This window comes from uncultured Microbacterium sp. (assembly GCF_945952435.1).
Classification (GTDB): domain Bacteria; phylum Actinomycetota; class Actinomycetes; order Actinomycetales; family Microbacteriaceae; genus Microbacterium.
Genome location: NZ_CAMFHZ010000034.1, coordinates 1 through 10,639, shown reverse-complemented (window position 1 = coordinate 10,639; position 10,639 = coordinate 1). Strand labels below are relative to the sequence as shown.

The window sequence follows — 10,639 nt, the reverse complement described above, 5'->3', positions numbered from 1 at the left end:
GCTCCGCCGGTGCTCGCTCAACGACAACAGAAGAAGGCTGCTCCGCCGGGGTCCGCTCAGCGATCCCGGGGGAAGCAGGATCGGCGGGCGGCCAGGGCTCGCCCCCGACGACGCGCGGCAGACCGCGGCGCAGGACCGATCCGGTCGCCCCGGGGTCGTCGAGCGAGGACGCCGCAGGCGCCCGAGACGAAACGCCGTCTCCGCCGGCGAGCACCGCAGGGGACCGCGTCTCGTCTCGCTCCGGCTGCGCCGGTGCTCGCTCAACGACCCCGGGAAGAGACTGCTCCGCCGGTGCTCGCTCAACGACAACAGAAGAAGGCTGCTCCGCCGGGGTCCGGTCGCCGGCGGGCGGGGTCGCGACGACCTCGGCCGCGGCATCCGTCGCGCCGGCCGCGACCACCCCGGCGGGCGGCCACGCCTCGCCGCCGCGGGTGCGGGGAAGTCCCCTGCGCACGGTCGTCACGGTCAGTTCTTCCGCGCCCGCAGCGCCTCGATCACCTGCGGAACGACCGTGAACAGGTCGCCGACGATGCCGAAGTCCGCGACGTCGAAGATCGGCGACTCCGGATCCTTGTTGATCGCGACGATCGTCTTCGCCGTTTGCATCCCGGCCCGGTGCTGGATCGCCCCGGAGATGCCGAGCGCGATGTAGAGCTGCGGAGAGACGGAGACCCCCGTCTGTCCCACCTGGTGCGCGTAAGGGATGTAGCCCGCGTCGACCGCGGCGCGCGAGGCGCCGACCGCGCCGCCGAGCTCGTCGGCGAGCTCCTCCACGAGCACGAACTTCTCCTTGGAGCCGAGCCCGCGGCCGCCCGAGACGACGACCTTCGCGCCGCGCAGCTCCGGACGGGAGGAGACCGCCTCGACCGCTTGGATCGGTGCGCCCGTGGCCGCCGCGGCGCCCGAGGGCTCGACGGCGAGGGCTTGCACCCTGGCGTCGGGAGCCGCCTCGGCCCTGGTGTCCACGGCGCCCTGACGCACGGTGATGACCGGGGCGCCGAACGTGGGCGCCGAATCGGTGAGGAACGCGCCGCCGTAGACGGAGTGGTGCGCGAGCACGCCCTCGTCGTCGCGGGAGACCCCGACGGCGTCCACGGAGAGCGCCAGGTGCTCGCGGACCGCGAGGCGCCCGGCGACGTCCCGACCGGAGATCGAGTTCGAGACGAGCACCGCGTCGGGGCGCACGTCCCGGTACGCGGCCTGCACCGCGTCGACGAGCGGGACCGTCAGCGTCCCGGGATCCACGTCCGCGGTCAGCACGACCCGAGCGCCGGCCGCGACCGCCGCGTCGACGGCGGCCTGCGCGGTTCCCGCGGGGGCGGCGACGAGCGCGATCGGTGCGCCGAGCGAGCTCGCGGCGCCGATCAGGGCCGCGGTCGACGGCGCCGCAGCGCCGGACGGGGTGACGTCCACGAGGACGAGGATGGGCTTCTCGGGATACGCCATGCTCACACCAGCCTGTTCTCGACGAGGAAGTCCACGAGCCGCGCCGCAGCGTCGCCCTCGTCCACGATCTTCACGCCGGCCGAGCGCGGCGGCTTCTCGCTCACCGCGGTCAGGATCGTCTGCGGCGCGGCAGCCGGATCCACGTCCACGTCGAGGTCGGCGAGCGAGAGCACCTCCAGCGGCTTCTTCTTGGCCGCCATGATGCCCTTGAAGTTCGGGAAGCGGGCCTCCGGCAGCGCCTCCGTGATCGAGATCACGGCCGGCAGGGGCACGGTGACCTCCTGCGCCCCGAAGTCCGTCGCGCGTGTCCCGGTGACCTGGTCCGCGCCGATCGTGACCGCGCTCAGGGCCGTCGCCTGAGCGAAACCGAGGTGCTCGGCCAGCATCGCCGGCATCACCCCGCCCGAGCCGTCGGTGGACAGATTGCCGGTGATGACGAGATCAGGTGCTCCGCGCCGGATCGCGGCGGCGAGCACCTCGGCCGTCACTCCGAGGTCGGCGCCACGCAGCGCCTCGTCCACGACGTGCACCGCGGAGCCGGCACCGATCGCGAGCGACCGGCGGATCGACGCGGTGGCCGACTCGGGCGCCATCGACAGCGCGACGACTTCGGTCCCGGGGTTGGCGTCGGCGAAGCGCAGCGCGACCTCGAGGGCACGTTCGGTGATCTCATCGAGCACCACCTCGCCCGCGCCGCGCGCGGCGAGGCCGGTCTCCAGGTCGAGAGTGCGGTCACCGTAGGTGTCCGGCACCTCCTTCACCAGGACGAAGATCTTCATCGAGCCTCCTCACGCGCTGTCCGGCGGCCGACCAGCCGCACCCGGACCCCCGGGTTACCGCGCGATAACGTGCTGCCAGCGTACCTCAGCGGCGTGCCGCGACCGGACCCTCCGACCACTCGCCAACAGGGCCTGGCGCAACCCTCCAATCCGCTCCCCGCAGTGCTCCAGCCTTTTGGCGAGCGCTGCCAACACGCCCGCTCCGACCCGGAGGATCCCCGGGGACGATGGGCCGGATCGCTAACGTAGGAGCATGGCCCGAACCCATCCGCTGCCCGTCGATCCGCTGGCCGAGGCCAAGCGGCAGTGGCTCGCGCACGGCTGGACGGAGGCCGCGGACGGGATGTCGCTCGTGACGAGCGTGATGCGCGCCCAGCAGCTGCTGCTCGCCCGTGTGGATACGGCGCTGCGCCCGTTCGCCCTGTCCTTCGCCCGGTTCGAGGTGCTGCGGCTGCTCGCGTTCAGCCGGACCGGCCTCCTGCCGCTGTCGAGCGTCGTCGCACGGCTCCAGGTGCACGCGACCAGCGTCTCCAGCACGGCGGACCGGCTCGTCCGCGACGGGCTGATCGTGCGCCATCGCGATCCGCACGACGGACGAGCGGCGCTCCTCGAGGTCACCGATGCGGGCCGCGCGCTCGTGGAGCGAGCCACGACAGCGCTCAACGACGAGGTGTTCGCGGATCCCGGGATCTCGACGCAGGACGCCACGGACCTCGTCGCGATCGTCGCGCGCATGCGTAAGGCGGCGGGGGACTTCGCCGATCCGAAGCCGCAGCCGGAACCGCTCTGATGCCCTCCTTCCGGCTCGAACGCACGATCGCCGCACCGCCGGAGCGCCTGTTCGCGCTCTCGCTCGACGTCGGCGTGCACGTCGATTCGATGGCGGCGCACGGCGAACGCATCGCCGGCGGGGTCGGTTCGGGCCGGATGTCCGAGAACGACACCGTCACCTGGGACGCCCGGCACTTCGGCATCGGGTTCCGCATGACCTCCGTCGTCTTCGACGTGGACGAGCCCCGCGGCTTCTCCGATCGGCAGATCCGCGGGCCGTTCGCCTCTTTCGAGCACCGTCACACGTTCGAAAGCCTCGGAGCCGACCGCACGCTCATGCGCGACGAGATCGCGTTCCGCTCCCCGTTCGGACCGCTCGGCCGGATCGTCGACGCGCTGATCCTGCGCCGGTACCTGAGGCGTCTCATCGAGCAGCGCAACGACACCCTCGCGGCGCTCGCCGTCGCCCCCTAGGCTGACCGCATGAGCGAACTGCGGATCCACAGCGTCCTCGAGCCCATGGGGCCTGCGGGAGCGATCGTGCTGAGCGACGAGCAGGTGGCCGCGCTCAGCACGGCCAAGGCCTTCCCGGTCACGGTCACGGTCGGCGGCAACTCCGCGCGCCTGCGCCTCGCCCGCATGGGCGGCAAGAACCTGATCGGCTTCAGCAAGGCCAACCGCGCCGCCATGGGCCTCGAGCTCGGCGCCGAGTTCGACGCCGTGATCGCTCCGGACGACGCGGAGCGCACGGTCGAGGTCCCGCTCGCGCTCAGCGCGGCGCTGGCGGAGGCGGGGCTCACCGCGGCCTACGACGCGCTGAGCTTCTCCCGACGCAAGGAGATCGCGGTCTCTGTCGCCGACGCCAAGCAGGAGGCGACCCGCGTGCGCCGCATCGCCAAGGCGCTCGAAGACCTACGCGCTTGACGCACGGGCCCGCGCTCAGTCGCCTTCGTACACGTAGGCGTCGAAGCGCGGAGGGATGCTCATGCGCTGCCAGGCGAGCTCGGCGTCGCGACGGGAGCGGTCGCCGGGGAACGCGTGGGCCGTGTGGCGCGGCACCTGCCGGCTGTGCCCGGCGAGGTGGGCGACGGCGACCGCCTGTCCGCACACCCGGGCCGCGGCGACGGCACTCGGGTCCTCCGCCTCCCGTGCGGCCTCATGGCAGGCGAAGGCCTTCTCCCGCACCGCGTCGATGTCGAGCTCGCCGCGCAGGAACGCCTCGGCCGCGGCGAGCGCCTCACGCGGTCGATCGTCGTCCGGCCGCTCGGCCTGGAAGACCGGCAGCAGGCGTTCCGCGCACGCGATCGTCCAGGCGACGAGGGCGCGGCGGTCCTGCTCCGAGAGTCTCAGGTCCGTGACGTCGGGAAGGTCGCCGTCGCCGGAGGGATCCCCGCCGCGGCCGGCGGCCGAGGAGGACGCGGCGACGGGATGCGGATCGGCCACGTCCGTCACCGGTTCTCGAACTGCGGGGGACGCTTCTCGCGGAAGGCGGCCATGCCCTCCTTCTGGTCGACCGTGTCGAAGAGGGCGGCGAAGGCCTCGCGCTCGACGTCGAGCCCGACGGCCAGGGTGGTCTCCATCGCGGCATCGAGCGCGGCCTTGGCGGCGACGATCGAGGGCAGAGACTTCGCCGCGATCGTCTCCGCCAGCGCAGAGGCCTCGTCGAGCAGATACGCCGCGGGCACGACCCGGGAGACCAGGCCGTCGCGTTCGGCCTCCTCGGCGCCGATGATCCGCCCCGACAGCACGAGCTCCGCCGCCTTGTAATAGCCGATCGCGCGGATGAGGCGCTGCGTGCCGCCCATCCCGGGGATGACGCCGAGGTTCACCTCGGGCTGGCCGAACTTCGCGGTGTCGGCGGCGAGGATGATGTCGCACATCATCGCCAGCTCGCATCCGCCTCCCAGCGCGAAGCCCGCCACGGCGGCGATCACCGGCTTGCGCACGGCGGCGAAATCGCGCCAGACGCCGAAATGATCGGTCGCGATCATGTCGGCCGCGGTCATCGCCTCCATCTCCTTGATGTCGGCTCCGGCTGCGAAGGCCTTCTCGGAACCGGTGACGACGATCGCCCCCACGCCGTCGTCCGCATCGAAGGCGATCGCGGCGGCGGTGACCTCGTCCGCGACCTGCGCGTTGAGCGCGTTGAGCGCCTGCGGGCGGTTCAGGGTGATCCAGCCGACGCGCCCGCGCCGCTCGATCAGGATCGTCTCGTACTCGGCCATGTCTTCCCCCTCCGCCGCGTCATCGCGGCCCATCCAGTATCTCCCGGATCCTCCGACGCCGCGCCGCCCCCCGCGTCCGGTTCCGTCACCCGAGCCGCCCGTGCGCCGTGTCTCGGTCCGGCTCCCCGTCCAGGTCGGGGCCCCAGTGCGTTTCCCTCCCCGCAGCGCCGTTCCCTCCCCGCAGAAGCGCCGCACAGGGGAGGGAATGACGGCGAGAGGGGGGAAACTCGGGTGTGCCCGCGACCGGCGACGGTTCGCCCCGCCCGGTCCGAGGTGTGACCGCGACCGCGACCGGCGACGGTTCGCCCCGCCCGGTCCGAGGTGCGACCGCGACAGCGTCCGACCGCGACAGCGTCGGACCGCGATAGGGGGGACCGCCGCCCATGGCGGTGCTCCCGCGCGCCCGGTCAGGACGCATCGCGGATGTCGGTGATGATGCCGGAGAAGTCCCGCCCGGCTCCGGACCCCGCGGCGAAGGCGGCATAGATCTGCTGCGCGAGGCGTCCCATCCGCGCGTCCGTGCCGGTGCCGTCGATCGCCTGGAGCGCCAGGCCCAGATCCTTCGCCATCAACGCACCCGCGAAGCCCGGCCGATAGTCCCGGTTCGCAGGGCTCGTCGGAACGGGTCCCGGCACCGGGCAGTTCGTGCTGAGCGCCCAGCACTGCCCGCTCGCGCCCGAGGCGACGTCGAAGAGCACCTGATGGTCGAGCCCCAGCCGCTCGCCGAGCACGAAGGCCTCCCCGACGACGATCTGCGAGACCGCGAGAATCATGTTGTTGCAGATCTTCGCCGCCTGGCCCAGTCCCGGGCCACCGCAGTGCACGATCCGCTTGCCCATGACCTCCAGCAGCGGGAGCGCCGCCGCGAAGTCCGCGTCGGATCCCCCCACCATGAAGGCCAGCGTCCCGTTCTCGGCGCCCACGACACCGCCCGAGACCGGCGCATCGACGTTGCGGTGCCCCGCGGCGAGCGCCAGCTCGTGCGCGGTGCGGGCCTCGTCGACGGCGATGGTCGACGAATCGATGAACAGCGTGCCCGGCGCCGCCGCGGCGAGCAGGCCGCCCCGGTACGCGTCGATCACGTGCGCGCCGCTCGGGAACATCGTGAGGACGACATCGGCGCCGGCCGCGGCCTCGGCACCGGATCCCGCGACGGGGATCCCCTGCGCGGCGGCCGCCTCGATCGCGGCGGGCACGACGTCGAATCCGTGCACCTCGTGGCCCGCGCCGACGAGGTTGACGGCCATAGGCAGGCCCATGTGGCCGAGGCCAAGGAATGCGATCTTCATGTGGGCTCCTCCGGTTCCGTCAGGGCTCAGCGCCCGTGCAGCTCGCTGCGTCCGACGATGAGACGCATGATCTCGTTCGTGCCCTCGAGGATCTGATGGACCCGCAGATCTCGCACGACCCGTTCGATGCCGTAGTCCTGGAGGTAGCCGTAGCCGCCGTGCAGCTGCAACGCACGGTTCGCGACCTCGAAGCCGGCGTCCGTCGCGAACCGCTTCGCCATCGCACAGCGCTCGGTCGCGTCGGCGGCGCGCGCGTCGACCGCCTCCGCGCCGTCGCGCACCAGGAGCCGGGCCGCGTGGAGGTCCGTGCGCATGTCGGCGAGGGCGAAGAGGATCGACTGCTTGTCGGCGAGCGGCTCTCCGAACGTGAAGCGCTCGTGCACATACTGGACCGCGCGCTGCAGGGCCCATTCGGCACCGCCGATCGAGCACGCCGCGATGTTGAGCCTGCCGCCGTTGAGGGCGCTCATCGCGATCGCGAACCCCTGCCCCTCGGATCCGAGCATGCTCGACGCCGGCACCCGGACCTCGTCCAGGATCACCTGCCGGGTGGGCTGGGCGTGCCAGCCCATCTTCTTCTCCGAGGCGCCGAAGCTCAGCCGCTCGGCGTCCCCGGGGACGAGGAACGCCGAGATCCCGTGGGAGCCGCGCTTGCCCGTGCGCGCCATGACGATGTAGACCGCGGCCTCGCCGGCGCCCGAGATGAACTGCTTCACCCCGGTCAGCACGTACTCGTCGCCGTCGCGGATCGCGCTCGTCGCGATCGCGGCGGCGTCGGATCCGGCGCCGGGCTCGGTCAGGCAGTACGAGCCGAGTCCCCGCATCGGCACGAGGGCGGGCAGCCAGCGCTCGCGCTGGGCGTCGTCGCCGTAGGTGTCGATCATCCACGCGACCATGTTGTGGATCGAGATGTACGCGGCGATGGTCGGATCGCCTTTCGCGAGCTCCTCGAAGATCGCGACGGTGTCGACGCGGCTGAGCCCCGTACCGCCGGACTCCTCGCGCACGTAGATGCCTCCGAGGCCGAGCTCCCCGGCCGTGAGGAGCGCCGCGCGCGGGAAGAGGTGCTTCTCGTCGCGTTCCGCGGCGAACGGTGCGAGCTCGGTCTCGGCGAACTCACGGACGGCGCCGAGAATGGCGGCGCGTTCCTCGAGGGTGGTGACGATGGCCATGGTGCTCCTTGTGGGATGTCTGGTGCGACCGGAGGGTTCCCGGTCCGTGGATCGGGAGGGTCAGTGCATGGTGGGCATGACGAAGCTCGCGCCTTCGCGCACACCGGCCGCGGGCCAGCGGGACGTCACCGTCTTCGTCTTCGTGTAGAAGCGGAAGGCGTCGGCCCCGTGCTGGTTGAGATCGCCGAAGCCGCTGCGCTTCCAGCCGCCGAACGTGAAGTACGCGATCGGCACGGGGATCGGCACGTTCACGCCGACCATGCCGACGTTCACCCGGGCGACGAAGTCGCGGGCGGCGTCGCCGTCGCGGGTGAAGATGCCCACGCCGTTGCCGAACTCGTGCTCCGAGGCCATGCGCAGGGCTTCCTCGTAATCGGCCGCTCGGGCGATCACGAGGACGGGACCGAAGATCTCCTCCCGATAGATCGACATGTCGGTGGTGACCCTGTCGAACAGGGTCGGGCCGAGGTAGAAGCCCTCCTCGTTCCCCTCCACGACGAAGCCGCGTCCGTCCGCGAGCAACTCGGCTCCGGCCGCGACGCCCTGCTCGATGTACCCGACGACACGGTCCACGGCCGCCCGGTTGATCAGGGGGCCGTAGTCCATCCCCGGTTCGTGCGAGGAGCCGACTCTGAGCGCCGTCACCCGTTCGAGCAGCTTCGCCGCGAGCCGATCCGCGGTCTCGTCCCCGACCGGCACCGCGACCGAGATCGCCATGCACCGCTCCCCCGCGGATCCGTACCCCGAGCCGATGAGCGCGTCGGCGGCCTGGTCCAGGTCGGCGTCCGGCATGACGACGAGATGGTTCTTCGCCCCGCCGAAGCACTGGGCGCGCTTCCCGTGCGCGCTCGCCGTGGTGTAGATGTACTCGGCGATGGGGGTGGATCCGACGAAGCCGATGGCGCGGACGCGCTCGTCGGTGAGCAGCACGTCCACCGCTTCCTTGTCGCCGTGGACGACATTGAGCACGCCTGCGGGAAGGCCCGCGGCGAGGAACAGCTCCGCGATCCGCACCGGCACGGAGGGGTCGCGTTCGCTGGGCTTCAGGACGAAGGCGTTGCCGGCGGCGAGGGCCGGTCCCATCTGCCACAGCGGGATCATCGCCGGGAAGTTGAAGGGCGTGATGCCCGCCACGACGCCGAGCGGCTGACGCAGCGAGTAGACGTCGATGCCGGAGCCGACCGCGGTGGAGTACTCGCCCTTGAGCAGGTGCGGGGCGCCGATGCAGAACTCGATGACCTCCACGCCGCGCTGGATGTCGCCCCGTGCGTCGTCGAGCGTCTTCCCATGCTCGCGGGAGAGGAGGGTCGCGAGCTCGTCCGTCTCGTCGCGGAGGAGTTCGAGGAACCGCAGGAACACGCGCGCCCGCTTCTGCGGATTCGTGGCGCCCCACTCGGGCTGCGCCGCCGCGGCGTTCTCGATCGCCGCGCGGACCTCGTCCGCGCTCGCGAGCGGGACGCGGGCCTGCACCGCTCCCGTCGAGGGATCGAACACCTCGCCCCAGCGCTCGGACGTGCCGGGGACGGCGGATCCGCCGATGAAGTGGGTGATGTCACGGACCATCGTGTGCTCCTGTCTGCGCGTCGTCGTCGACGCACGATCCACATTACGTGGACATCCACGTAATTACTAGGGTGTCCATGTATTGGCCGGAACAGCCGTGCCTCGTTCACCCGCCGGACACCTCGACCCCGTACAACGGGAGGAGCGCGGGCAGCGATGCAGACCGGACTGGGTGCACGTCCCCGCGCATCGGGACGCGCCCGGCCGCCGACTCTTCGCGCGGGGGCGCGCACGGCGGTCCAGAACCGCGGGACCCCCGCCGAATCGGGTCGGCGGGGGTCCTCTCGTTCTCGCAACGTGCGCGGGTCAGCGCGGGCTCACTCCCAGACCACCTGCGGATCGGCCGCTCCGAAATCGACCGTCGGCCGCGCCAGAGATCCCCCGAAGAGAACGGTGTAGGTGTTTCCGTCGCTTCCCTGGAGCGACATGTCGACGTCGATCGAGTCGTAGCTGGAGACCACGGTCGGCACGGATCCGCTGCTCTCCGGCTCGATCGCGTCGAGCGCGGCGCTCCCCTCGGCGGTGAGCGTACGCGTCACCGCGCCCTCCACCGGGGCGGCGCCGGAAAGGTTGATCGCGGTGATGTCCATGCCGCACGGCGTGGCCAGGGTCTTCATCGCGACACAGGCCTCGACCGCGGACCGCACGAGCGAGCGGTAGGCCGTCACCCCGCTGTCGTTGAGCGACGCCCGCAGATCGTACAGGGCGGACGCGTCGTCGGAGCCCGTGATCGGCAGGGTGGAGTCGCCGTCGAGCGAGAAGTACGTCGAGGCCAGCTCGATCTTGTAGGTGCCGGGGAAGACGAACGCGTCGGACAGGTCCTGCACGGACACGCCGTTCACCGTCGCGTCGAGTCCCTTGAGCGTGTCGAACGACACCGGGATGACCGCCTGGCCGACCTTCCACTGGCCCTTGGCACGGTAGGCCGAGTACGTCGTGGTGACCGTGCGGTCGCCGAGCTCGTAGGTCGCGCGAACCGTTCCGGTGTTGCTCGTCTGCCCTGCCGACGTCACCGAGATGCGCTGGATCGGAGCGAGCTTGTTGGATTGCTTGAGCACCGCGTCCGTGAGCAGCGCCTTGTCGGTGGCGCCCTCGACGTAGCGCAGCGCTTCCTTCGCATCGCCCCGGGAGACCGCGGTCAGATAGCTCTTGACCGCGTCGGAAGCGGTGACCGACGAACGGGTGATCGCGGGGACGACGAGCAGGGCCACGACGAGGACCACGGCGATCAGCACGACCGCGCCGCCCCCGACGAGGCCCCAGATGAGGCCCTTGGAGGTCTTGGTCGGCCCCGCGGGTCCGCCCGGGGCGGTGCCCGGCTGGCCGGGGTAGGCGCCCGGCTGCCCGGGGTAAGCGCCCGGCTGCCCGGGGTAAGCGCCCGGCTGGCCGGGGTA

Annotated in this window: 11 protein-coding genes; 3 read left to right on the top strand and 8 right to left on the bottom strand. The window is 71.8% G+C overall.

Annotated features, from left to right (window positions below; translation table 11 throughout):
• Positions 1–465 precede the first annotated feature (465 nt).
• Both Q0P88_RS13870 and Q0P88_RS13865 read right to left on the bottom strand, forming a co-directional pair.
• Positions 466–1,446 carry an electron transfer flavoprotein subunit alpha/FixB family protein gene (locus Q0P88_RS13870; protein ID WP_295014935.1) on the bottom strand — a complete coding sequence of 327 codons (981 nt, stop codon included), beginning with the start codon at positions 1,444–1,446 and terminating at the stop codon, positions 466–468.
• A 2-nt stretch (positions 1,447–1,448) separates the two neighbouring features.
• Positions 1,449–2,225, bottom strand: a complete 777-nt coding sequence (locus Q0P88_RS13865) for an electron transfer flavoprotein subunit beta/FixA family protein (RefSeq protein ID WP_295014934.1) — start codon at positions 2,223–2,225, stop codon at positions 1,449–1,451.
• 253 nt (positions 2,226–2,478) lie between these two features.
• Here Q0P88_RS13865 and Q0P88_RS13860 point away from each other — a divergent pair, with 253 nt between their 5' ends.
• Genes Q0P88_RS13860 through Q0P88_RS13850 form a run of 3 tightly spaced genes read left to right on the top strand, consistent with a single transcriptional unit; the run spans position 2,479 to position 3,920 of the window.
• Positions 2,479–3,015: a MarR family winged helix-turn-helix transcriptional regulator gene (locus tag Q0P88_RS13860; protein WP_295014933.1), complete on the top strand. Its 537-nt coding sequence runs from the start codon at positions 2,479–2,481 to the stop codon at positions 3,013–3,015.
• Positions 3,015–3,470 (top strand): SRPBCC family protein, encoded by a 456-nt coding sequence (locus Q0P88_RS13855; RefSeq protein WP_295014932.1) that lies wholly within the window; start codon positions 3,015–3,017, stop codon positions 3,468–3,470. Before Q0P88_RS13860 ends, Q0P88_RS13855 begins: the two co-directional genes overlap by 1 nt.
• A gap of 9 nt (positions 3,471–3,479) precedes the next feature.
• Entirely contained in the window at positions 3,480–3,920 is a 441-nt protein-coding gene (locus Q0P88_RS13850; RefSeq protein ID WP_295014931.1) for a YdeI/OmpD-associated family protein, read from the top strand.
• 15 nt (positions 3,921–3,935) lie between these two features.
• Here Q0P88_RS13850 and Q0P88_RS13845 read toward each other — a convergent pair whose 3' ends face one another.
• The 6 genes from Q0P88_RS13845 to Q0P88_RS13820 all read right to left on the bottom strand — a co-directional run.
• The gene (locus Q0P88_RS13845) at positions 3,936–4,439 is read right to left on the bottom strand and encodes a putative immunity protein (RefSeq protein ID WP_295014930.1); all 504 of its coding nucleotides are present in this window, start codon (positions 4,437–4,439) and stop codon (positions 3,936–3,938) included.
• 5 nt (positions 4,440–4,444) lie between these two features.
• Complete coding sequence (locus Q0P88_RS13840; protein ID WP_295014929.1) at positions 4,445–5,221, bottom strand: enoyl-CoA hydratase-related protein; 777 nt, start codon at positions 5,219–5,221, stop codon at positions 4,445–4,447.
• A gap of 407 nt (positions 5,222–5,628) precedes the next feature.
• A complete protein-coding gene (gene mmsB / locus Q0P88_RS13835) occupies positions 5,629–6,510 on the bottom strand; it encodes a 3-hydroxyisobutyrate dehydrogenase (protein ID WP_295014928.1) in 882 nt (293 codons plus the stop codon).
• Positions 6,511–6,536: 26 nt separating this feature from the next.
• Positions 6,537–7,682 carry an acyl-CoA dehydrogenase family protein gene (locus Q0P88_RS13830; protein WP_295014927.1) on the bottom strand — a complete coding sequence of 382 codons (1,146 nt, stop codon included), beginning with the start codon at positions 7,680–7,682 and terminating at the stop codon, positions 6,537–6,539.
• Between the two features lie 60 nt (positions 7,683–7,742).
• Complete coding sequence (locus tag Q0P88_RS13825; RefSeq protein WP_295014926.1) at positions 7,743–9,245, bottom strand: CoA-acylating methylmalonate-semialdehyde dehydrogenase; 1,503 nt, start codon at positions 9,243–9,245, stop codon at positions 7,743–7,745.
• A gap of 317 nt (positions 9,246–9,562) precedes the next feature.
• Positions 9,563–10,639: hypothetical protein (locus tag Q0P88_RS13820; protein ID WP_295014925.1), on the bottom strand; the 1,077-nt coding region annotated here is incomplete at its 5' end.

Excerpts from the sequence above, each read along its gene's own strand:
- Q0P88_RS13840 (WP_295014929.1), bottom strand. The coding sequence starts at position 5,221 with ATGGCCGAGTACGAGACGATCCTGATCGAGCGGCGCGGGCGCGTCGGC.
- Q0P88_RS13865 (WP_295014934.1), bottom strand. The coding sequence starts at position 2,225 with ATGAAGATCTTCGTCCTGGTGAAGGAGGTGCCGGACACCTACGGTGAC.
- Q0P88_RS13830 (WP_295014927.1), bottom strand. The coding sequence starts at position 7,682 with ATGGCCATCGTCACCACCCTCGAGGAACGCGCCGCCATTCTCGGCGCC.
- Q0P88_RS13825 (WP_295014926.1), bottom strand. The coding sequence starts at position 9,245 with ATGGTCCGTGACATCACCCACTTCATCGGCGGATCCGCCGTCCCCGGC.
- Q0P88_RS13860 (WP_295014933.1), top strand. The coding sequence starts at position 2,479 with ATGGCCCGAACCCATCCGCTGCCCGTCGATCCGCTGGCCGAGGCCAAG.
- Q0P88_RS13855 (WP_295014932.1), top strand. The coding sequence starts at position 3,015 with ATGCCCTCCTTCCGGCTCGAACGCACGATCGCCGCACCGCCGGAGCGC.
- mmsB (WP_295014928.1), bottom strand. The coding sequence starts at position 6,510 with ATGAAGATCGCATTCCTTGGCCTCGGCCACATGGGCCTGCCTATGGCC.
- Q0P88_RS13870 (WP_295014935.1), bottom strand. The coding sequence starts at position 1,446 with ATGGCGTATCCCGAGAAGCCCATCCTCGTCCTCGTGGACGTCACCCCG.
- Q0P88_RS13850 (WP_295014931.1), top strand. The coding sequence starts at position 3,480 with ATGAGCGAACTGCGGATCCACAGCGTCCTCGAGCCCATGGGGCCTGCG.